Origin of the sequence: Undibacterium paludis, from assembly GCF_022568815.1 — a bacterium.
Classification (GTDB): Bacteria; Pseudomonadota; Gammaproteobacteria; order Burkholderiales; family Burkholderiaceae_D; genus Undibacterium.
The window spans coordinates 1-22,074 of the sequence record NZ_JAKZHX010000014.1; the positions used below are offsets into that span (position 1 = coordinate 1).

Annotated in this window: 21 protein-coding genes and 2 tRNA genes; 17 read left to right on the top strand and 6 right to left on the bottom strand. The window is 52.4% G+C overall.

Annotation, left to right across the window (positions count from 1 at the left end):
* The first annotated feature begins 148 nt into the window (after positions 1-148).
* A tRNA-Val gene (locus LZ463_RS22030) sits at positions 149-224 on the top strand.
* 32 nt (positions 225-256) lie between these two features.
* Positions 257-333 (top strand) — tRNA-Asp (locus LZ463_RS22035).
* A gap of 504 nt (positions 334-837) precedes the next feature.
* Here the strand turns inward: LZ463_RS22035 and LZ463_RS22040 are convergent.
* Positions 838-1,005 carry a hypothetical protein gene (locus LZ463_RS22040; RefSeq protein ID WP_241458449.1) on the bottom strand — a complete coding sequence of 56 codons (168 nt, stop codon included), beginning with the start codon at positions 1,003-1,005 and terminating at the stop codon, positions 838-840.
* 303 nt (positions 1,006-1,308) lie between these two features.
* Positions 1,309-2,217, bottom strand: a complete 909-nt coding sequence (locus tag LZ463_RS22045) for a recombination-associated protein RdgC (RefSeq protein ID WP_241458450.1) — start codon at positions 2,215-2,217, stop codon at positions 1,309-1,311.
* 197 nt (positions 2,218-2,414) lie between these two features.
* On the opposite strand from LZ463_RS22045, the gene LZ463_RS22050 reads away from it, so the two are divergent.
* From LZ463_RS22050 to LZ463_RS22080, 7 genes are all read left to right on the top strand, one after another.
* Positions 2,415-2,933: a DUF6622 family protein gene (locus LZ463_RS22050; RefSeq protein WP_241458451.1), complete on the top strand. Its 519-nt coding sequence runs from the start codon at positions 2,415-2,417 to the stop codon at positions 2,931-2,933.
* Positions 2,934-3,103: 170 nt separating this feature from the next.
* Positions 3,104-4,816 (top strand): arginine--tRNA ligase, encoded by a 1,713-nt coding sequence (argS, locus tag LZ463_RS22055; RefSeq protein WP_241458452.1) that lies wholly within the window; start codon positions 3,104-3,106, stop codon positions 4,814-4,816.
* 38 nt (positions 4,817-4,854) lie between these two features.
* Positions 4,855-5,499: an SPOR domain-containing protein gene (locus tag LZ463_RS22060; RefSeq protein ID WP_241458453.1), complete on the top strand. Its 645-nt coding sequence runs from the start codon at positions 4,855-4,857 to the stop codon at positions 5,497-5,499.
* Between the two features lie 19 nt (positions 5,500-5,518).
* Positions 5,519-6,283, top strand: a complete 765-nt coding sequence (locus tag LZ463_RS22065; protein ID WP_241458454.1) for a thiol:disulfide interchange protein DsbA/DsbL — start codon at positions 5,519-5,521, stop codon at positions 6,281-6,283.
* A 54-nt stretch (positions 6,284-6,337) separates the two neighbouring features.
* Complete coding sequence (locus LZ463_RS22070) at positions 6,338-7,117, top strand: SDR family oxidoreductase (RefSeq protein ID WP_241458455.1); 780 nt, start codon at positions 6,338-6,340, stop codon at positions 7,115-7,117.
* Between the two features lie 20 nt (positions 7,118-7,137).
* Complete coding sequence (locus LZ463_RS22075) at positions 7,138-7,938, top strand: helical backbone metal receptor (RefSeq protein WP_241458456.1); 801 nt, start codon at positions 7,138-7,140, stop codon at positions 7,936-7,938.
* A 164-nt stretch (positions 7,939-8,102) separates the two neighbouring features.
* A complete protein-coding gene (locus LZ463_RS22080) occupies positions 8,103-10,508 on the top strand; it encodes a TonB-dependent receptor plug domain-containing protein (protein ID WP_241458457.1) in 2,406 nt (801 codons plus the stop codon).
* Positions 10,509-10,583: 75 nt separating this feature from the next.
* Here LZ463_RS22080 and LZ463_RS22085 read toward each other — a convergent pair whose 3' ends face one another.
* The 3 genes from LZ463_RS22085 to LZ463_RS22095 all read right to left on the bottom strand — a co-directional run bounded on the left by LZ463_RS22085 (position 10,584) and on the right by LZ463_RS22095 (position 14,744).
* Positions 10,584-11,501, bottom strand: coding sequence for a DMT family transporter (locus tag LZ463_RS22085; protein WP_241458458.1), 918 nt, complete (start codon positions 11,499-11,501; stop codon positions 10,584-10,586).
* 27 nt (positions 11,502-11,528) lie between these two features.
* The gene (locus LZ463_RS22090) at positions 11,529-12,653 is read right to left on the bottom strand and encodes an aspartate-semialdehyde dehydrogenase (protein WP_241458459.1); all 1,125 of its coding nucleotides are present in this window, start codon (positions 12,651-12,653) and stop codon (positions 11,529-11,531) included.
* 207 nt (positions 12,654-12,860) lie between these two features.
* The gene (locus LZ463_RS22095) at positions 12,861-14,744 is read right to left on the bottom strand and encodes a glycoside hydrolase family 13 protein (RefSeq protein ID WP_241458460.1); all 1,884 of its coding nucleotides are present in this window, start codon (positions 14,742-14,744) and stop codon (positions 12,861-12,863) included.
* 306 nt (positions 14,745-15,050) lie between these two features.
* Between LZ463_RS22095 and LZ463_RS22100 the strand changes: the two genes are divergently transcribed.
* The 8 genes from LZ463_RS22100 (at position 15,051) to LZ463_RS22135 (ending at position 20,851) form a co-directional block, all read left to right on the top strand.
* The gene (locus LZ463_RS22100) at positions 15,051-15,893 is read left to right on the top strand and encodes a hypothetical protein (protein ID WP_241458461.1); all 843 of its coding nucleotides are present in this window, start codon (positions 15,051-15,053) and stop codon (positions 15,891-15,893) included.
* A gap of 179 nt (positions 15,894-16,072) precedes the next feature.
* Entirely contained in the window at positions 16,073-17,320 is a 1,248-nt protein-coding gene (locus LZ463_RS22105; RefSeq protein ID WP_241458462.1) for a diguanylate cyclase, read from the top strand.
* A gap of 126 nt (positions 17,321-17,446) precedes the next feature.
* Positions 17,447-17,827, top strand: a complete 381-nt coding sequence (locus LZ463_RS22110; RefSeq protein ID WP_241458463.1) for a COG4315 family predicted lipoprotein — start codon at positions 17,447-17,449, stop codon at positions 17,825-17,827.
* 175 nt (positions 17,828-18,002) lie between these two features.
* On the top strand, positions 18,003-18,818 hold the full coding sequence (locus LZ463_RS22115) for a glutaminyl-peptide cyclotransferase (protein ID WP_241458464.1): 816 nt from the start codon (positions 18,003-18,005) through the stop codon (positions 18,816-18,818).
* Positions 18,819-18,838: 20 nt separating this feature from the next.
* Positions 18,839-19,357 (top strand): hypothetical protein, encoded by a 519-nt coding sequence (locus LZ463_RS22120; protein ID WP_241458465.1) that lies wholly within the window; start codon positions 18,839-18,841, stop codon positions 19,355-19,357.
* A 170-nt stretch (positions 19,358-19,527) separates the two neighbouring features.
* Positions 19,528-19,959: a VOC family protein gene (locus LZ463_RS22125; RefSeq protein WP_241458466.1), complete on the top strand. Its 432-nt coding sequence runs from the start codon at positions 19,528-19,530 to the stop codon at positions 19,957-19,959.
* A 65-nt stretch (positions 19,960-20,024) separates the two neighbouring features.
* The gene (locus LZ463_RS22130; protein ID WP_241458467.1) at positions 20,025-20,372 is read left to right on the top strand and encodes a GFA family protein; all 348 of its coding nucleotides are present in this window, start codon (positions 20,025-20,027) and stop codon (positions 20,370-20,372) included.
* The gene (locus LZ463_RS22135; RefSeq protein WP_241458468.1) at positions 20,369-20,851 is read left to right on the top strand and encodes a nuclear transport factor 2 family protein; all 483 of its coding nucleotides are present in this window, start codon (positions 20,369-20,371) and stop codon (positions 20,849-20,851) included. Before LZ463_RS22130 ends, LZ463_RS22135 begins: the two co-directional genes overlap by 4 nt.
* Before the next feature lie 50 nt (positions 20,852-20,901).
* Here the strand turns inward: LZ463_RS22135 and LZ463_RS22140 are convergent, their stop codons facing one another.
* Entirely contained in the window at positions 20,902-21,975 is a 1,074-nt protein-coding gene (locus LZ463_RS22140; RefSeq protein ID WP_241458469.1) for an MBL fold metallo-hydrolase, read from the bottom strand.
* Positions 21,976-22,074 lie beyond the last annotated feature (99 nt).

Here is a 22,074-nt window from a genome sequence, read left to right on the forward strand (position 1 = left end):
GTGAGAATAGTCGATTTTGTAAGCTGTTTCGCAGAAATTAGCGAAATAGGCGATGAAAAGACTAGACAAGAAGCATGATTGTGAAGTATAATTTTGCTTCTGTTGATGTGGTGACACACATCAGGTTTATCTGACTAAGCAAGAATATGGGTGCTTAGCTCAGTTGGTAGAGCGGCGCCCTTACAAGGCGTAGGTCGGGAGTTCGAGCCTCTCAGCACCCACCACAGATAAACAGCAGCAACGGTTAAGTAGTTTCGGAGTGGTAGTTCAGTTGGTTAGAATACCGGCCTGTCACGCCGGGGGTCGCGGGTTCGAGCCCCGTCCGCTCCGCCAGTTATAAAAAAAGACAAGCTATGCTTGTCTTTTTTTTGTTTACTCAATTGAAAATAATGCTCCAGGACAGCATAGCTCATATGGTTTGCAGGTATAGCGGAATGCTAAATCTGATCATGAGAATGTTTGTAGTATTTTGTGATCAAAGATTTTCTGTTGCCAGCGCAAGAATCCCATTACTACGGATGCAGCAACTGCTCATTCACCGGAATCGTGCTTGGAGAGATGACATGGCGGAACATGCATTGAGTTCTCAATTAACACCAAGTAAACAATAAAAAAACGGAGAGTAATAATCATTACTCTCCGTTTGTCGTTTATCGCAAATGTTTCAAGGCTGGTGGTAAATATTGCCGCATTTATTGCATAGCCAGGAGTCTTTCCATTGTTGATAGAGCCCAGGCCACACCGTTTTATTGTAAGTCCTGGTTTTATAAATAGAGAAGCCGCTAGCACAGATGAATAGCAAAAACAGTATGCCGTAAATGTTCCTGTCTCCTAACTTCAGGCAAAAAATGGCAATGCAAAAGAGAATTGCAGCATTACCATGTGTTTTTTTGTCAGGTGGCGCAACTTTACTTGCCATCTTGGTTTGCGCAGTTCCATATAGGTGGGTAGTTCCACCTGCAATTCCAGGGGTACTGCCAGTTCCTGTACCACTGATGTGGCCAACTGCACTGATATGCTGGGTCCCGTGATTAAAAACAACTTCCAGTTTTTGCGTATTATCAGAGTGACATTTCGAACATTGCATAATGGTTTGCCATTGAAAAATTGTTCTACAGGTATTTTAAGCAACCTACACTGATCATCAATTATTGAAAATTTAACAGTTCTTATATTCCGTATATCTACTTGGGCCTATGAAGCCGCACGGTAAATGATGATGGACATTTTTTCTACAAAGACACGCTAATTTTCAATTTGTAAGAATTGCATTTTATCTGCCGTACCTGATAATCAAGAATGCAAGAATCAAGCTGCCTGTGCGCTATCCATCTCACCATCCAGGGCAAACACCACATCATCAAGCAAACGCGCCAGCTCAGCGGTCATCAGCACAAAGTCCGCATCGAAACGTTCTTCTTCGTTGGTGCCCTTGTCTTTGCTTTCATCCAGCACATCCAGAGGTTTGACACGCTTGATGGTCAGGGTGTCAGTCAGCACAAAGCTGATCTTGTCATCCCAGGTCAATGCCAGCTTGGTACATTGTTTGCCGGCGGTGATGTGCTTCTGTATATCGTCCGGCTCCAGGGTGTACCTGACATAGCGTACGGTGGCCTTGTCTTCTGTCGAGGACTTCAACTCGGTGTCCTGGTCGATAGTGAAACCTTTCGGGGCTTCATTGCCGGCCAGCCAGCCCGTCATCGCTGCCTGTGGCGAGGATTTTGTACGCAAACCTTCGATAGGCAGCTTGTCGCAGCATTTCAATAACAGTTTGATGACTTCGTCAGCCTTGGACGGACTTGATGCGTCAATGACCAGCCAGCGGTTGACTGGGTCTATCCAGACCATGGTGTTGCGCTTGACGCCAAAGGCGCGCGGCAGCAATTCTTCCGTGACGCGCTCTTTTAAATCTTTCATGGCTTTGCGACCAGGTGCGAAGCCTTGTTCTTCTTCTATCTCCAGGGCGCGTGCCTTGGTCACCTGGTTGATGACACTCGATGGCAGCAATTTCTTTTCTGTCACCAGGGAGATCAGGAATTGCTGATTCACACTATGCACCAGCAGGTCATTATTGCGTGGAGAGGCCCAGCCCTGGCTTTGCATCTCATTCGAGGCACATTGCGCAAAGGCGATACGTGACAGCTGACTGTTCAACTCCTCGGCAGTAATCTTCCAGGGAGCCGTCAGACGGAAAACTTGCAAATTCTTAAACCACATAGCGTATCCAGACGAAGAAAACCTGACATTCTACACGCCTGCACGAACTGGCTCACGCCAGAAATGCAGCCCTTTACGGCAGGAATGTGCAGTCCGTCGCTTTCCGGCATACAAGCGAGATCAGCTTTGCAATACTTCATTCACCGCAGCACAACAAGTACTGCAACTACCCCAAGCGAACACTTAAGGAGATCATCATGTTGAACCAAATCATCAGCAACACACCGACTTATGTATGGGCAATTCTGGCATTTTTGATGTACCGTGGCTTTAAAGCTGCCATCGACAGGGAATTGAGTATCCGGGCTGTCATTATCATTCCTGTTGTCATGCTGGCTTTGTCGGTGCAGGGCATTTTGTCTGGTTTTGGTGTTCAGCCGCTGGTGCTGGCAAGTTGGATTATTGCAATGCTGGCGGGGGCCGTATTGTCATGGAATGCCGTGAATCAAACTAATGTCCGCATCCTGGCAGATAAAAACATGGTGTTCTATCGCGGCAGCTGGGGGCCCATGATCATGATGATGTCTATCTTTGTCTTGAAATACATTGTCAATGTGGCCTTGCATGTTGCGCCTGAATTGCACACCAACATGATGTTTGCCATCGTCAGTACAGCCTTGTTCGGTATTTTCAGCGGTCTCTTCCTCGGTAAAATGCTGCGCGTATTGTTGATGTTCCAACAGGCAAAGAATGCTGTTCCGGCTCTGGCAATCTGATCTTCTGTACTCCAGGCAGGGATATGTGAAAACAGAATTAGTAAAAAAATAATTCGTAACAAGAAAAATTTGATAAGCTGGCTGCAACTCAGACAGGGGACAGGTGAGACAGTATAATGTCCCCTGTCCTTATTTTATTTATTGTCAAAATACAATAAAAATTTTGTGCCATGCTAGCTGAACAAAAACAAGAATTACTGAAATTATTCCAGAACGCGGTAGAACCTCTGTTAGCAGGTTCCGAGCTCAAGCCTACGATAGCGCTGGAACGTCCGCGCGACCCTTCCCATGGCGATGCTGCCTGCAATATTGCCATGCAGATTGCCAAGCCCCTGCGCAAGAATCCACGTGAACTGGCTCAGTCCATTGTTGCAGCAGTTGAAGTACAGGCGCATCCCATGGTTGCCAGCGTAGAAATCGCTGGTCCCGGCTTTATTAATATCCGTCTTGCTGCATCTGCCAAGCAGGCTGTGGTCAAAACGATCTTGCAGCAGACTGCCGATTTTGGCAAAAGCCAGCGTGGCGCCGGTGAAAAAGTGGTGGTGGAATTTGTGTCTGCCAACCCTACTGGCCCCCTGCACGTAGGTCATGGCCGTCAGGGTGCGCTGGGTGATGCCTTGTCTGCCTTGCTGGATGCTCAGGGTTACGATGTTACACGCGAGTTTTACTATAACGACGCTGGTGTACAGATCCATAACCTGGCTCTGTCAGTACAGGCGCGCGCCAAGGGTTTTGCCCCCGGTGATGCTGGCTGGCCTGAATCTGCCTATAACGGCGATTATATTGCCGATATCGCAAAAGACTTTTTGGCGAAACAGACGGTCTCCGCCGGTGATTGCGCGCCAGTGACTGCCAGTGGTGATGTCGATGATATTGAATCCATACGTCATTTCAGCGTCACTTACCTGCGCCGCGAGCAGGATGCTGACTTGCTGGCCTTTGGCGTCAAATTCAATAATTATTATCTTGAAACTTCGCTCTACAAAGAAAACAAGGTCGAGACTACCGTAGCTGCATTGACAGCTGCGGGCAAGACTTATGAGCAGGACGGGGCACTGTGGTTGCGCACGACGGAATATGGTGACGACAAAGACCGTGTCATGAAGAAGACCGATGGTACTTACACTTACTTCGTCCCTGACGTGGCTTACCATGTCACCAAATGGGAACGTGGTTATCGCAAGGCCATCAATATTATGGGCAGTGACCACCATGGCACCACAGCCCGTGTACGTGGCGGCCTGCAGGCGCTGAACGTGGGCATACCACAGGGTTACCCCGACTATATCCTCCACAAGATGGTTACTGTCATGAAGGATGGCGCCGAGGTAAAGATTTCCAAACGCGCCGGTTCTTATGTGACTGTGCGTGATCTGATCGAATGGTCGGGCGGCGGTGATGAGCAGCGTGGCCGTGATGCCGTGCGTTTCTTCCTGATCTCACGCAAGGCAGATACCGAATTCGTGTTCGACGTTGACGTTGCCCTGGCGCGCTCAGACGAAAACCCGGTCTATTACGTCCAGTATGCGCACGCGCGTATCTGTTCCGTGCTGGCACAATACGCGACTGACGAAGCGGCTTTTGCACCGCTGGTCAATGTTGATCTGTCGCCACTAACGGCCCCACGTGAAGCCAGTTTGCTGACCAAGCTGGCTGAATACCCAGAAGCACTGGAAAAAGCCCTCGATGAACTCGGCCCGCATCAGGTGGCATTCTACCTGCGCGATCTGGCTGGCGAATTGCACAGCTATTACAATGCCGAAAGGGTTCTGGTTGACGATGAAGCAACCAAGCTGGCCAGGTTGGCATTGATGCTTGCCACACGTCAGGTCTTGCGTAATGGCCTGGCACTGATCGGTGTATCGGCACCCAACAAGATGTAATCCAGCAGTAATCTCGCTCATAAACACGTCGGAGACGCATGAAAGCTCATCATAACGCCCCAAAATCACTGCATGGCCAGCGCGGTAATACCTTAACTGGCGTCATCATCGGCCTGGTCATCGGTCTGGCTATCGCCGTGGGCGTGGCGATGGTGATTACCAAGTCCAGTACACCGTTCACCAACAAGGGGGGCAAGTCAGACAAGGCTGATACTCCGCTGGCGCAACTGGTTGACCCGAACAAACCTTTGTATAGCAACAAGGAAGCTGCCAAGGAAGCCAATAAAGAGCTGACCGCCAAACCGGCAGAAGCTGTTACCGCCAGCATGCCTAAAGCGACAGAAACCAAGCCTGCAGAAAAAACACCTGCTGAAAAAGCTGCCGAGAAGGCAGCGGAAAAAGCAGAAAAAGCTGTCGAAGCTGCAAAAAATGAAAATCCTGAAGAAAAAAATATTTACTATTTGCAGGTTGGTGCGTTTAAGGAGCAGGCCGCTGCAGAAAACAGCCGCGCCAAACTGGCTTTGATCGGTTTTGAGGCACGCATTGTCGAAAGAAATTCTGATTCCGGCACACTCTATCATGTGCGTCTGGGCCCATACGCACAGCAGGAAACAATGAACCGTATGCGTTCCAAACTGTCAGAAAATAGTATCGATGTTGCCGTTGTGCGCACGGTCAAGTGATCAAACAGTAAAGGGAATCATGATGCAATTATTGAATCAAGAAAAACGTCGTCTGTTGATGCTGGCAGGTCTGGGTATGGTGGCAGGTAGTGTTCTTGCCGCCCCGACCGCACCACAACCCGGCGTGGAATACCAGGTGCTCAAGCGCCCACAACCTGTTGATGGTGGCAAGAAAATTGAAATAACCGAGTTTTTCGGCTATTTCTGTCCGCATTGCTTTGCGCTCGAACCTTTGCTTGCTGAATGGGTGAAGAAACAGGGTGACAATATTGTATTCAAACGCATGCCCGTGAATTTTCATGACCTGGTTTCCCAGCAAAAACTGTATTTCACGCTGGAAACCATGGGCAAGGCCGATGAGTACCATATGAAAGCCTTTAATGCTTTCCATGTTGACCGCAACCGCCTGCAATCCGATGCGGACGTCATGGAGTTTGTCAGCAAGTCAGGCCTGGACAAACAAAAATTTACCGAGATTTATAATTCAGCTTTTTCCATGTCAGGCAAACTGAGCCGTGCCACGCAACTGGCAACGGCGTATCAGATTGATGGTGTGCCATCGCTTGCCATTGACGGTCGTTTCGTCACTTCACCTGTCATGGCAGTAACCGGCATGTCACGCGTCAATGAAGAAATACAAAATCGTGCACTGATACAGGTGCTTGATGCCATGGTCGCCAAGATACAGAAAGAGAGAAGCAGTTCGGCTGCTCATGCAAGTACGCCGGTTGCGCCAGCCGCAACCACAGTATCACCGGCACCAGCCGCCAGCAAGAAGAAATAAATATCAGCTGTTGCAACAAGTCCGCCAATCCGGCGGACTTTTTCATTGGACATCATGAAAACTGTTTTTATCACCGGTGCTTCATCCGGCATAGGCGCAGCACTCGCCAGGGCTTATGCAGAGCAGGGCGCGACGCTGGGCTTGCTGGCGCGCCGGCAGGAGGTCCTGGAGGAGCTGCGGCAGAGCTTGCCTGACCCTGGCAAGCATCATATCTATGCAGTAGATGTCACCGACCATGCCGCCCTGTCCAAGGCTGCAACAGATTTCATGCAGGCAGTTGGCCAGGTCAATGTGGTGATCGCCAATGCCGGTATCTCTGTCGGTACCCTCAGTGAATATGCCGATGATATTCAGGTTTTCGACAGTGTGTTGCAAACCAATCTGATGGCGACTGTCGCGACGTTTTCACCTTTTATCAATCCCATGAAAACCTATGCGCAGTCTGCTGATTGTCGCCTGGTCGGCATAGGTAGCGTGGCAGGCATACGCGGCTTGCCCGGGGCCGGTGCTTATTGTGCATCCAAGGCGGCCGTTATCAGTTATTGTGAATCACTGCGGGTGGAATTGCGAGGCAGCGGCATACAGGTAGTGACCATTGCCCCTGGTTATATCGATACGCCGATGACACGTGGTAATCCTTATCCCATGCCCTTCCTGATGCCGGTACAGGCATTTTGTCAGGCTGCGCTCAAGGCCATCGCCAGCGGCTCCTCTTACCGCGTCATTCCCTGGCAGATGGGTGTCGTAGCCAAGCTTTTACGCAGCCTGCCCAACTGGCTATATGATGCTGCTTTTGCCAGGGCCGCCAGAAAGCCGCGTGCCAGCGACCAATAAAAAAAGACTAGGACGGACAGATGCAGATATTGAGCGATGCATTAGGGACGATACATCAGCCTTATACGGCTGAGCCGCGTATCGTCTGCCTGGTACCGTCGATAACAGAATTGCTCTGCGAGCTGGGGTTGGCAAAATACCTGGTGGGCCGTACCGGATTTTGCATACATCCCAAAGAAGTGGTCCGGGACATCGCCAAGATAGGCGGCACCAAGGATGTCAATATAGAAAAAATCCGCCGGCTTGCCCCAAGCCACCTGATCGTCAATATCGATGAAAATGAAAGGCCAACCGCTGACGCCCTGGCCAGATTCATTCCTCATGTCATCGTCACCCACCCTGTGACGCCACGCGATAATCTGGCACTGTATCAATTACTCGGTGGTATTTTTGGTGTGTCAGAAAAAGCCGGCGACTTGTGTCGCCAGTTTGAAAGCGCTTATGACAGCCTGGAACCTGCCCGGCTGTCCCCGGAGCAGCCAGTTCAGCAAGTCGTGTATTGCATCTGGCAAGACCCGTGGATGACAGTCGGCCCCGACACCTATATCTCGGCCATGTTGCGCCTGATAGGCTGGCAAACCTGGTCACCACCAAACAGCATCTTGCGTTACCCTGGTTTTCAGTGGAGCAACGCCCTGGAATACCCGATAGACCGGGTATTGCTGTCGACCGAGCCTTATCGCTTTACCGAAAGCCATGTCGATGCACTGGAGAAACAATTGGGCTTGCCCGTACAGCTCGTCGATGGTGAAATGTTGTCCTGGTATGGCAGCAGAGCTATTGCAGGTCTGCAATATCTTGCGCAACTGGCAAAGCAATAAGGTTATGCAATTTCGCACATCAGCGCCAAATTCGAAATACGTCTATACAATTTACACAAAAATGCCACACTGCGGCGCACAATAATTGACACTCTAATATCTGGACAACCATACTTCTGGGCATACCAGTTAAGGTTTTCTATATATTCTTGGAGAAGTTTGTTATGAGTAAGATGCGCAAAGCGATTTTGCTTGCCCTGTATGGTGCAAGTGCCGCCACTGTTTTCACCCCTGGCATCAGTAGCGCACAAACAGCAACCCCTGCCGCAGAAAAACCGGCAGATGCCCCTATACAGACCATGACTATCGTTGGCTCGCGCCGTGCCAACACCAGTGCGACCAATACCCCTTTGCCTATCGACTTCATCTCTGTGTCCAAACAGGCAGAGCAGGGCGGTCAATTTGACCTGGCGCAAACGCTGGCCAATATTTCCCCTTCTTTCAATTCCACCCGCCAGACAGGCGCTGATGGTGCCGACCTGATCGATTCGGCCTCCCTGCGCGGCCTGGGGTCTGACCAGACTTTGGTACTGGTGAATGGCAAGCGCCGTCATACAGTGGCGCTGGTCAATCTGTTCGGTGCACGCAATCGCGGTAATACGGGGACGGATTTGAATGCCATCCCTGTCATGGCCATCAGCAATGTGCAGGTCTTGCGCGACGGTGCGGCAGCACAGTACGGTTCAGATGCGATTGCAGGCGTGCTTGATATCACACTCAAGAAAAGCCTGGGCTGCGAAGCCAGCTTTGGTTACAGCCAGTATTCCGTTGGTGACGGTAAAAACTATCTGCCTACTGCCTATTGCGGCATAGGCATAGGCGAAAAAGGCGTGCTCGGCATTACGGTTGAATACACCGACCGTGGCCGCTCCAACCGTGCAGACCCTGGCAATCCGCGTACCATCGGTGATACCAAGGTGACCGGCCCTACCGTCTACCTCAATGGTGAAGTGCCAAACGGGGGCAACGACAAACTGTATTTCACTCTGGGTACCCAGCAGCGCAAGGCATCTTCAGCCGCCTGGGCGCGTGGCGGCATAGGCTCGGACGATATCCCTTCACGCAATTCGGCTGCCATGTATCCGAATGGCTTTGTGCCCTATATCAATGGCGACATCAATGATATCTATGGCACCCTTGGTTATCGCTGGGAAATCGGTGAATGGCGTGCCGACCTCTCGCAAACTTATGGCTTCAACGAACTCAAGTACAACATCAGCAATACCTTGAACGCCTCTATCGCCAACAAGGATTTGCTGGCCGGTGGCAAGGGTATCAGCCCCAATCGTTTTGATGCTGGCGGTTTTTCATTCTCGCAAGCGACTACTAATCTTGATTTCAGCCGTTTCTTTGATGGCTTCATGAATGGCGTCAACGTTGCCTTCGGTGCCGAATACCGCCGTGAAAACTACAAGATATTTGCCGGTGAGCCTGGTTCTTACAATGACGTTGACGGTGTCGGTTTTGGTGGCAATGCCGGCAGCCAGGGTTTTCCCGGCTTCCAGCCTGGCGACCGCACAGACAAGAACCGTAACAGTATCGCTGCCTATATAGACATAGAAACCGATGTCAGCAACCGTTTCAAGCTGCAAACAGCTGTGCGCGGCGAACGCTATAGCGACTTTGGCTCCACCCTGACCGGCAAACTGGCGGGTAGCTACAAGGTGTCTGATGATTTCCTGATGCGCGGCTCACTCAGTACGGGTTTCCGTGCGCCGTCCTTACAGCAGGTGTATTTCTCGTCAACCTTCACTGATTTCATCAGCGGCAAGCCCATGGACGTGGTGCTGGCGCCAAATGGCGGCGCGGTTGCCAATGCGGCAGGCATACCCAAGCTGAAGCAGGAAACCTCGAACAACTATACCCTGGGCCTGACCTTCAAGCCCAGCAGCACCTTTTCGATGACGGCTGACTTGTACCGTATCGATATCTCTGACCGTATCGTGCTGTCTGGCCGTTTTGACGCCAACAATTACCCGGCACTTGGCGCCACCCTGTCTGCACTGGGCGTAGGCCAGGCGCAGTTCTTTGTCAATTCCATCAATACCAAGACCCAGGGCCTGGATTTGACGGCTTCGCACAGGACCAATCTTGGCGCCGGTAAATTGTCGACTTATCTGGGTTTGAACTATAGCAAGACTGAAGTCACCAAGGTGCAGGCACCACCATCACTGCGCGGCTATGAAGACGTATTGTTGTCCGAACGTGAACGCCTGTTCATTGAGCAGGGTGGCCCAAGGATGAAAGCAACACTGGCGTTTAACTACGACCAGGGACCATGGTCCAGTGAATTCAAGGTCATCCACTATGGCTCACAAACCCTGGGCACGTTCTCGGGTACGGCAGCTGGCGTACCGAACGCCTACTATGAGCCAAAAACTTCGGCTGATGTGTCCCTGACCTATGCGTTCAATGACACCACCAAGCTGACTATCGGCGGCAATAACATTTTCAATGTCAAACCAAGCAATCAGGACCCGAACGAAACCGACAACGGTTTCCGCTATGACAGCGTACAGTTTGGTCTTGGCGGCGCTTCCTACTTCATCAAACTCTGGAAGAAGTTCTAAGCACCATGTTCAGGAGGGGCAACCCTCTGCCATCAAACCGGCCGGCAGTTTCTGCATGGCCGGTTTTTTTCAGGCTCAGGATTTGTTGGTCAGCGTTACTCCGGCGATGACCAGCAAGCCGCCCACCACCATCGATGTCAGTATGGATTCGCCAAGGATGAGCGAACCCAGGCTGATGCCGAATACCGGCACCAGGTTATTGAAAACAGCGGTACGTGACGGCCCTATGCTCTTGACCCCCTCGTAATACCAGACAAAGCCGACTACCGTGCCAAATGCGCCAAGGTAGACCAGGGATGCTAGTACTTCCCAGCGCATGTGGGTCGGTTCAAATTGCGGTATCTCCAGCACAGCGCCCAGACCCAGCAGTAACAGGCCCCACAAGGATGCATAGGTCGTTGCAGCAATCGGCGACAGGCCTTTCAGGGCATGACGTCCTATGATGGTGTAGGCAGCCCAGCCGCATATCGCCACCAGCATGAACAGCTCACCCTTACCCAGTGATTGAGACAGGTCATGGAAGGCGCCAAGCAGATCGCCACGTGTAATCACCACGGCAGCACCGGTAAAAGCGATCAGTATACCCAGCCAGCGTGTCTTGCTCAGCCTTTCGCCGAACAGCATGGCCAGCGCCAGCGCGGTAACGATGGGATTGAGGGCCACGAACAGGGCTGTGCGGCCGGCGGGCATGCGTTCCAGCGCCGCAAAAAAACACAGGTTGTACAAAAAGATGCCAGTGGCACCGAGTGCAAAAGTCGCATGCAATTGCTGCCTGTTCAGCCTGGGCAAACCACCTTCTGCACGCCATGCCAGTATCAGTAGCAGGATACTGGCCACGGCAAAACGGATGAAGGCGGCGATCATATGCGGAATCTCTTTTGCGACCAGACGCCCGGCAATGAAAGTGCCGCCCCAGAACAGGGCGACACAGACAAGTTTCAGATACGTTGTTACAGGTACTTTATTCACAGTATTCACCAGCGTGTTTGCCATGCAAAAGCCTGCTAGCCTACACCAAAATCAAGCCCTTCGTTTTTCATTGGCTTGGCTGGTTTCCCAGTGCGGGTTTCTGTGCAGACCTTGCTCATAGAGAATTTCTGCAATCTGGACAGCGTTGAGGGCGGCACCCTTGCGCAGGTTGTCTGCACTGGCGAAGAACGCAAGACCGTGTTCGACCGTAGGGTCACGGCGTAGCCGTCCGACAAACACCGGGTCCTGGCCAGTTGCCATCAGGGGATTGGGGACTTCAGTGACGACTACACCAGGAGCCTTTTCCAATAGTGCAAGTGCTGTATCTGCCGGGATGGCTTGCTCGAACTCGGCATTGACAGAGATCGAGTGTCCCGTGAACACGGGCACCCGTACACATGTACAAGAAACACTGAGGTCAGCGATGCCCAGTATCTTGCGGCTTTCATTACGGAATTTGATTTCTTCTTCGGTGTAACCATCTTCCACTATTTTATAGTTGTAGGGGATGACATTGAACGCAATTGGGGCCTGCCATTTCTGTGGCGGAGCAAAGCTGATGCTGGCGCCATCGCGGACAAGTTTGTTGCAATCAGCATCTGTTTCTTCCAACTGGCTTGTCAGTTCCTCCACGCCCGCCACACCTGCGCCGGAAACAGCCTGATACGTACTGACGACGAGTCGGCGTAATCCGGCCAGGTCATGCAGCGGTTTGAGCACAGGCATGGCTGCCATGGTAGTGCAATTGGGATTGGCAATAATACCTTTGGGGATGTGTTGGAGATCATGCGGATTGACTTCCGCAACCACCAGCGGCACGGCAGCATCCATGCGCCATGCCGAAGAATTGTCGATGACAATGGCGCCTGCAGCGGCGACTACGGGGGCCAGACGCAAGGAGGTTTCGCCACCGGCTGAGAAAAAGACCACGTCCAGGCCCGCGTAGCTGGCCGTTGCCGCATCTTCGACAACGATTTGCGTATTGTTCCAGCTCAGGGTTTTTCCGGCAGAACGTGCGGAGGCAAACAGGCGCAAGGAATGCACAGGAAAATTGCGCTCTGCCAGCAAGGCCAGCATGAATTCACCAACCAGGCCGGTTGCGCCGACGATGCCTACGTGCATGCCATGCGGGTAACGCGGATTTGTTTGCTGCGGATGATCAGGGGATGATGCCATGTAAATCTCCTTAAAAGTAGGCCAGGAGACAGGCATCAATCAGTATGAACCCGCCTCGGAGGCGGGTTGCTAAAAAATGAAAAGCGCTAACCCACCATGGATATGATGGTGGTCTTAATGCTCAGCGTGGATGCAAATGGGCTCTTCATGATTTGATGGTAACAGACTTGATTGTCGGCATCAAGCCAGGCAATCAATGGTCCGAGCCTACATGATCTCCAGCAGTAAAACACCTCGTGCAGGTACTTTTATTTTTTGTGTCATGGCAAATTCCCGGTCGCTCAGTACATCTCTGGCCCTGGCATGTGCGGGCAGCATCTCGGCAAAACGTGCAGTTGCCAATTCTGTTTCAGTCCTGTTCTTGTTCATCACCACCATCATTTTGCGCTTCGGGTCATAGCGGAAATAGACATAGATACCATCCTGTGGTGCAAAGTGCATAAGCTTGCCCTTATGGATGACAGGCTGGGTCTTGCGCCAGTTCAGCAGTTTCCTGATAAAGGTTTGTGCATCCTCTTGTCTGGCAGTGAGGCCTGCGCCGGTAAAGGCATTCATCTTGTCGCCAGCCCAGCCACCGGGAAAGTCCTGTCTGAAAGCACCGTCATCCCGGTGTTTGGTGCTGGTCATCAGTATCTCTGTGCCATAGTAGAACTGTGGTGTCCGCGGCATGGTGGCGACATAGGTGACGGCCATCTTGAGCAAATCCAGGTCTTCATCAAGGGCGCTGTAGAGGCGGCTGACATCATGATTACCCTCAAACAGCACCATGGCCGAAGGGTCCGGATAGAGCTGGTCATTGATCAGGGCCTCGTACAGGGTGGCAAAGCCGGAATGCAGGGTTTCCGGTGCGACCAGCGCCTGGCGCAGGGTGTCATGCAAGGGATAGTCCATCATGCTGGGCATGTGCGAGACATAGCCATTGGCGTTTTTATGCCTGTGCAGCCAATGCGCGACCAGGTTGGGGTTATCACTCCATTCTTCACCTACCATGCGCAGGTGCGGGTATTCCTCCAGTATGCGGCGCGACCACTGTGTCAGGAATGCCGGGTCCGAATAACCGTAAGTGTCAGCGCGTATGCCAGCCAGACCGGCATACTCTATCCACCAGATGGTGTTCTGTATCTGGTAGTTGGCAAGCAACGGGTTTTGCTGGTTCATGTCCGGCATGTGGACTTCAAACCAACCCTGGATGAAATTCTTTTTATCTGCTGCCGAAGCGTATGGATCAATAACTGTAGTCCGTGCATGGTAAGTGGGCACAAACTCACCATTAAAACTCAGCCAGTCTTTTGAAGGCATGTCCCGCATCCACCAATGCCCGTCACCGATATGATTGAGCACCACATCCTGTATTACACCGATGCCATGTTGCCTGGCAGCAGCCACCAGTTGCCGGTAGTCTTCATTGCTGCCCAGGCGCGCATCGACCTTATAGTAATCGGTTGCGGCGTAGCCGTGATAGGAATAGCTTTGCTGGTTATTTTCGACCACCGGTGTTGGCCAGAGCATGGTGTAACCCATGCCGGCAATGTAATCGAGATGATCGCGTATGCCTTTCAGGTCGCCGCCATGGCGGCCGGCACTGGCGTCTGCCCGGTCAAATTTGTCGGCGAAGCCGGGTACCTGGTCATTGCTGCTGTCACCATTGGCGAAGCGGTCGGGCATCAGGTTCAGTATCACATCGGCTGGACCAAAACCTCGCCGTTGCGCTGAACCCGGTGCGCGTGCCTGTAATTCATAAGGGATGATAAATTTTTGCTGGCCCGCGCGCATTTCTATATTGAATTTGCCAGCGCGGGCCCTGGGAGAAATCTGCAGGTCCAGGAACAGGTAATTCGGATTGCTGACCCGTGTCACCCCTTTGAGCGCTACACCAGGGTAATGAATCTGCGCTGCATAATCGGCGATTTGCTTGCCATGCAACATGATTTGCAACTTGTCGCTCTTCATCCCTACCCACCAGTTACCTGGTTCTACGTGCTGTATTGCCGGGGTGCTCCGGGCACGGGCAAGAGGAGCATGCAGCAGGATGGGCGAGAGCATGCCCAGGGACAGAGCGTACAACAGATATTTGCCGGGCAAGGTTTTCACTGCATCTCCATACTTGTGGTCTTATTTTTCTGATTATATGTAATTTAACTACATAAATAATGATTAGGCTAAATATATTCAGATAATTCTCATCTTTTCATGAAACTAAAATGTACTTTCGCTACTTATTTGATGGCATTTGTTAGCAATGACCATTTTGAAAGGCAGAAATGACGCCAGGTTCTGCCTCTTTTTTGAGCTTCCGTAAGGCGTATTGTTTGATATTTTCAAGCTTGTTACAGCAGGCTCAAAAACAGCTACAGCGTGGGGCGCAAGGTTGGGGCGGCTACTATCCCAGGAGGGTATATGAAAGACATTACAAATTTGAAAGCAATTTTCGGCGACGTCCAGGCATTGCAAGGCAAGCTGAAAACCCGTATCGCAGAGGCAGAGCAGAATGCCGACAAATTCAAGGCAGCATTTCAGGCAGCGGTAAAACCAGAGAGCAAGACAGAAATCGTCGCAGCCCTGAAAGAAAAAGTTGCAGAAGTGAGCAGCAGCAATGCCCAGACTTCGGCCGGTATTGCTGAGCAGATACAGGCAGCCTTGTCGGTTTTGCGTGATCAGCTGCAAACCAGCGGTGCAAGCACCGGAACTGCTGCCACAACGAATGCCACCACGGCCATTGCCGCTGCTGCCAGCACGACTGCGGCAGCTGTCAGTGCGGCCACTGCCACGACCACCGCAGCGACCAATGCAGTTACCACAGCGGCTACCACCACTACGACCGCAGTAAAAGCTGCACCGCCAGCCGCTGCACCACCGGCTGCCGCACCGAACACCACCATTGCCGCCGTCAATACCACCCATCCTGCTTACCGCGTCTACGACCCTGGCAACCCTTTTGCCTTTGTTGAACCATCAAATCCTGGCGGCGGCCCCAACTTGCTGGCGTCTGACCTGGTATTCAATACCGACCCCAGGCCTGATTCCCTGAATTCCCTGAAAGCGCCGACAGGGGCCTATGGATCGGCCGAATGGACCGACCAGATCAAGTCCTACCAGGCTGCTTATGAAAAACTCAGCAATGACAATGCGGTGTGGAACCAGAAAAACATGGAAATGCGCAACCAGATCCTGCTTGCCTCGCCTTATGCTGCATTTGCTCCATCCAAACAGGGTACCTTGCCTGGCATTAAAATCACTTGAGCAGGTGCGCTGACACTGCTAGGGACACGGCAGCGGCAAAGTTGTGCGAAGTTGTTGATACAGGGGGCGGCAATACCAGCTGATTGTGCAAATAAATGCAAAACCGGGAGCAGACCAGCGTTTCATTGGAGTAATCTACGCTAATGAAATACGAGCGCTAAGTAAACCTGGGTGTGATCATGAGTTTCCGAACGAAATTCAATCTGGTGTTGCTGCTGACCTTTGGCCTGGCGCTGGTGCTGGCGACTGCCTATTTCAGGAATGAAGTGCAGCAGGCGACACTCGATGAGGTAAAACACGAAGCCAGACTGAGCTTGCAGGCGGCACTGGCGATACGCAGTTATTCTTCGCGGCATGTCAAAAAACGCCTCGACCTGGGGGAAGACGCCTTATTCAATCCCGATGGTGTACCGGCCTTCGTCGCCATGGAAACCATGCGTATCCTGTTTGAAAAATACCCTGGTTATCAATATTCCGAAGCAGTTCTCAATCCCCTCAACCTGACCAATGAAGCGCAGGAACCCTGGATCAGGGAAATCATAGAAAATTACCGCAGCGGCAAAACCCCCTATGCCGATGCCGAGGTGAGTACCCATATACGGGACCAGACCCTGCACCTGTTCCGGCCGATCAAGATTACTGATGCGTCCTGCATGGCCTGCCATGGCCGGGTGGAAGACGCTCCACTCAACATGGTCAGGATCTATGGGGATACTCATGGTTATGGCTGGAAGCTGGGCGAGATAGTCGGCCTGCAAGCCGTGACTGTTCCGCTGGACCGGGCCAGGGAGCGCAGTGCCGCTGCTTTCGGGAGTTTCCTGTGGCCCATGGTGGCAGTACTGCTGCTGATGTTTGCTGCTCTCAACATCTTGCTGCAATACTGGGTCATCAATCCCCTGAGCGCGCAAAATTTCAAACTCAGTCATCAGGCAACCACCGACCCGCTGACCGGGGTCATGAACCGCCGTTCCTTCATGGATCATTTTCAGCTGGAAATGGAAGCTGCCCGCTACAAGTACGAACCCTTATCTGTCCTGGTATTTGACCTCGACCTTTTCAAGACGGTCAACGATACACATGGCCACGACAAGGGTGATCTGGTCCTGCGTGATACCGCCAGCCTGGTCAAGGCGGGTTTGCGCTCGAATGACAAACTGGCACGCATCGGTGGGGAGGAGTTCGCGCTGCTGTTGCCGCATACAACGATAGCCGGCGCCAAAGGCCTGGCAGAAAACCTGCGCAGGTTGATGGAACAGCAGTCAATACAAAACCCACCCCGCACCACAGGCAGTTTTGGCATTGCTACCTGGGACGGACGCGAAAGCCGTGAGAGCCTGTTGAAGCGTGCGGATGACGCCATGTATGCCGCCAAGGCTGCCGGTCGCAACTGTGTCGTGGTCGACGACAGCGTGCACAGGACAAATTGATACGGGCCAGTAAAAATATGTTCAGGTGGATGGCATAAAGCGGTCAGGGATGACGTTTATGCCTTGGTAAGCAGCGTGACAGGCTTGCATCCCTGATGCATATTTCATACAAACAGGGGGTCCCAGATGAAAATCAGAAAAATCGGCCTCGCCTTGCTGGCAAGCACCATGCTGTTCAACGGCTATTCCCTGGCGCAAGCCCAGACCCTGCCTAAAGTCAGCGATGGCATACTGGTCAGTGCCACCGGCATGACTTTGTATACTTTTGATAAAGATGCAGCCGGCAGCGGCCAGAGCAATTGCAATGGCCCCTGTGCCGGAAACTGGCCACCTTTGATCGCACCGGTACAGCTGCCGACAGGTAAATACTCTGTCGTCACCCGCGAGGATGGCAGCAAACAACTGGCTTATGCCGGCAAGCCTTTATATCTGTATGCGGCAGACAAGCAGGTTGGTGATCGCAAGGGTGACAATTTCAAGGATGTCTGGCATATCGTCAAGGAATAATGATGCAGGCAGCAGTTTCTTCAGTACCCGGTCTTGAGCCACCAGATGTCAGACAGCAGACTATTCTGCTTGTGTATCAAAGACATATTAATTTGTCACGACAAGTTAAACCAGATGACAGATGTAAGGAAAATATCTATCCTTTTCCCCTTTGATACCGAATCGGGATATCTGCATGACACAAAAGAAGGACAAGCGATTGCTGGTTGCATTGACGACTGGCATTTTGCTGGCGGCGGCTGGCGCGTTCAGCCCTGTCACCGTACAGGCGGCTGCATTGACCGTTGCTGCCATTCCCACCTATGGTTACGAAATTGTGCGCAGTTATCCGCATGATCCGAATGCTTTTACCCAGGGTCTGTTTTTCAAGGACGGTTTTCTCTACGAAAGCACGGGTTTGCAGGGGCGATCATCGGTACGCAAGGTGAGACTGGAAACCGGTGAGGTATTGCAAAAAGCCGATTTGCCCAGGCAGATTTTTGGTGAAGGTATTACCTGGTGGGACAAGCGCATCGTCGGCATTACCTGGACCAGCCAGGCTGGTTATGTGCTTGATCTTGACAGCTTTGCCTTTCAAAAAGAATTTGCCTATAAGGGTGAAGGCTGGGGCCTGACGCGTAATGACAAAGAAATCATCATGAGTGACGGCACGGCGGAACTGCGCTTCCTTGACCCTGACAGCTTGCGTGAAAACCGCCGCATCAAGGTCACGGCTGCCGGCAAGCTGGTCGAGCAATTAAATGAACTGGAATGGGTGAAGGGCGAAATATTTGCCAACATCTGGCAGACCGACAGGATTGCCAGGATTGATCCCAAAACCGGCAAGGTCGTCGGCTGGATCGATTTGCAAGGCCTGTTGTCCATGGGCGACCGTCTCATGAATCATCCCGATGTCCTCAATGGCATTGCTTATGATGCTGCCAGTGACCGTCTTTTCGTGACGGGCAAGTTGTGGCCCAAGATGTTTGAAATCCGTCTGGTCAAACACTGATACATTTCTCTTTAATTTTCATGCAAAAAATTGCTGTTCGTGTACTGATCGCGGGCCTGAGCCTGTTGAGTTTTCCATCTTATGGCGAGCTTACTGACAAGGGGCTGGAGCCGCGCTTGCGCAAGGCTTTGCAAATCAGAAAAAACGGGCAAGAACGGCAGGCCAGGTCACGCCCCGTGATACTGGCTTACAAGCAGGCCGGTATTCTGGGCAAAGTGCCGCAGCAGCGCGCTGACTATATCGACTTCTACCTCCTGCGCAAGCCTGCCAGCTTCATGGGGCACAGGCTGGTTTTGCTGGAAGAAGAGTACATGGACAGCTATGTAGGCTGCTGTGTCAGTCCTGGCATGGGCCTGGCGGTGCAGGTTCATGGCGACACCAGCACCGTGCAGGAATTTGCGCAAAAAAACGCCTGTACTTTTACTGCCCATGCCGATCTGGCGGAACGGCTCAAGACTTATGGTATCAGCCACTGGCTTCCCAAAGCTGACTATGCGACGCTCAGTTGCCGCGAGCGTGATCTGGCCGTAACCGAGTGACAGTTACTGGGCGATCACAAGCAAGTCATGGCAGACGAAAGATGACAATGCGCAGAGGTTTGCAGTGCGCATTGATTGATGCTTGTGCAAGTTTGCTTTTTTGTATATAAAGTAAGCCTCTGGATTCACTGTTCCCAGTCCGCAAGCAGTTTGCCAACGAGGAGTAAGTCATGTCCCTGCCGCCGAATATTTCATCGGACATTTATCCCAGCCTGACCTATGACGATGCTCCTGCTGCCATCGACTGGCTGACACGGGCGTTTGGATTTACCAAACGCTTTGTAGTCCCTGGCCCCGATAATCGGGTAGAGCATTCCGAGCTGAGCATGGGTAATGGCGTGGTCATGATCAGTTCGCCCAAGCATGATGAGCGCCGCTTCAGTCCCAGGGCATTAAATGGCTATTCCCAGGCTCTCAGCGTTTACGTCGCTGATCCGGACGCACATTATGAGGTGGCAATGGCTGCCGGCGCCACCTTGCTGCGTCCCCTGCAAACCGAAGACTATGGTGCCCGGGGCTATATGGTGACCGACCCTGAGGGACATATCTGGTATTTTGGAAATTATCGGCCAGGTGCATACTGGCCGGAGCAGTCGAATTGAACTCATGGGCCATTCGCCAGCCCATGAAAAGCAGGCTCAGAGACAAAAAACACAGGAGATAAAACATGAAACATCGGGGTAGCTGCCATTGTGGCAAGATTGCTTTTGAAGTTGAAGGTGAGATAGAGAGCGGACTCGCCTGCAATTGTTCCATCTGTCAGCGCAAAGGTTCATTGTTGTGGTTTGTGCCGCGTGCGCATTTGCAACTGCTGACGCCTGAAGCGGCAGCCAGCACCTATATCTTCAATAAACACGTGATCAAGCATAAGTTCTGCCCAAATTGCGGCATGCATCCCTACGCTGAAGGTGTGGACCCAAAAGGGAATCCTGTCGCAGCCATCAATATCCGTTGCCTGGAAGACATAGACCTGGAGGCGATACCCGTGCATCACTATGACGGGCGTGCACTGTGAGGCGGGCGCTCTTCAAAGGCATCTGCCAGTTTGTGGCAGTTGTCAGCCTGGTTGTCAGCTTGTTTCCGGTGCAGGCCGCAGAGATCGCAAGCAATGCAAAGCAGGCAGCAATCATTGCAGAACTGACGCGCCAGGCTGATGCCTGGGACAAGGCCATCATCCGCAAGGACAGGGCTGCCATAGAAGCCAATATGGCCGAGGATTTTCGCCAGATCGATGGTGAAGGCGATGTGGAAACCAAGGCCAGCTTTGTCAATGGACTGGTATCTGCCAAGCTGGAAATCGATCCCTATACGGTGGAAGAATTTGACGTGCGCCTGTACGGTAATGTTGCCTTGCTCAGCGGCCGTACCAGGATGACAGGCCGCTATGATGGCAAACCTTTCAAATCGCATTACCGCTATATAGACATTTATGCCCAGCGTGATGGCAAATGGCAGATTGTCAGTGTGCAGATCAGTAAAATTCCGCAGCAATAAGCAAGTTGACAGAAGCAGTCCGGCAAAAGCCGGATTGCTTCTGTCAAGTGTTATCTGGTGGTAAAGCGCATCACGCCATCTGTTCCCATATTCCTGCTCAGCTTGCCGTCATACCAGAGCTTGTGCAGATGGGCCAGGGCTTCACCGATGGCAAAAGTCAGCTGGTGGGAGTCGAGCGGGCGGCGGAACATGATGGGTACGATATCCATTGCCGATTGCGGCGTGGTGCAGGCTGTCTGGACTTCGGCAAGGCGTTCTGCATGATGGTCCTGCAGTTGCTGCACACGGGTATGCAGGCCCTTGAAGGGTTTGCCGTGTGACGGCAGGATCAGCACATCTTCTGGCAGCGGCAGATACTTGAGCAGGGAATCCAGATATTGCTGCACGGGATTGGCTTCCGGCTCTATCGCAAACACCGAGACATTGGTGGATATGCGCGGCAACAGCATGTCGCCAGAGATCAGCAGGTTCAACCCGGCGCAGTACAGCGACGCATGTTCGGGCGAATGACCAAAACCGGTGATGACTTGCCACTGTTTCTGGCCAATGACGAGGTCCCGCCCTTCCTGCAGGCGTCGATAGGCTGTCGGTACCGTGGGCACCAGCCTGGTGTAATGGGACTTTCTTTCCTGTATCTGTTCCTGCATGACGGTGTCGACCAGCCCATGCCTGCGAAAATGCGGGAACATGGCCGTGCCGTCGGCTCCGGGCAGGCTGGCTGACATCATGCGGGCAAATGCATATTCGCCAGCCGTCATCCAGAGCTGTACATTCCAGCGGCTGCACAGCCAGTCGGCCAGGCCTATGTGATCGGGGTGGCAATGCGTTGCGATCACCCGCACGATGGGCAGACCGCGCATGTGACTGTGCAGGTCGCCAAACAGGATTTCCCAGGCATCGCGGGTTGCATCGCTGGCAATGCCGCAATCAACCACGGTCCAGCCATGTACGTGACCGCGTTCAGTTTCTATCTCGTCTTCCAGCAGCCACAGATTGATGTGATTGAGCGCAAATGGCAAGCCCATGCGTATCCATAAGACGCCAGGTGCAATTTCCATGGTCTTGCCGGTGTCTGGCAGGGTATCGCCAAAAGGGTAGTGCAGTTGTTGTTCTAGCAGGTTCATGGCTGGTCTCGGTTTTCTTATTGTGAGGACTGGCTTCGATGCAGATGGACTGCACCAGAATTTACATTATGGGCGACGCCAGGACGTCTGGAATAGCCT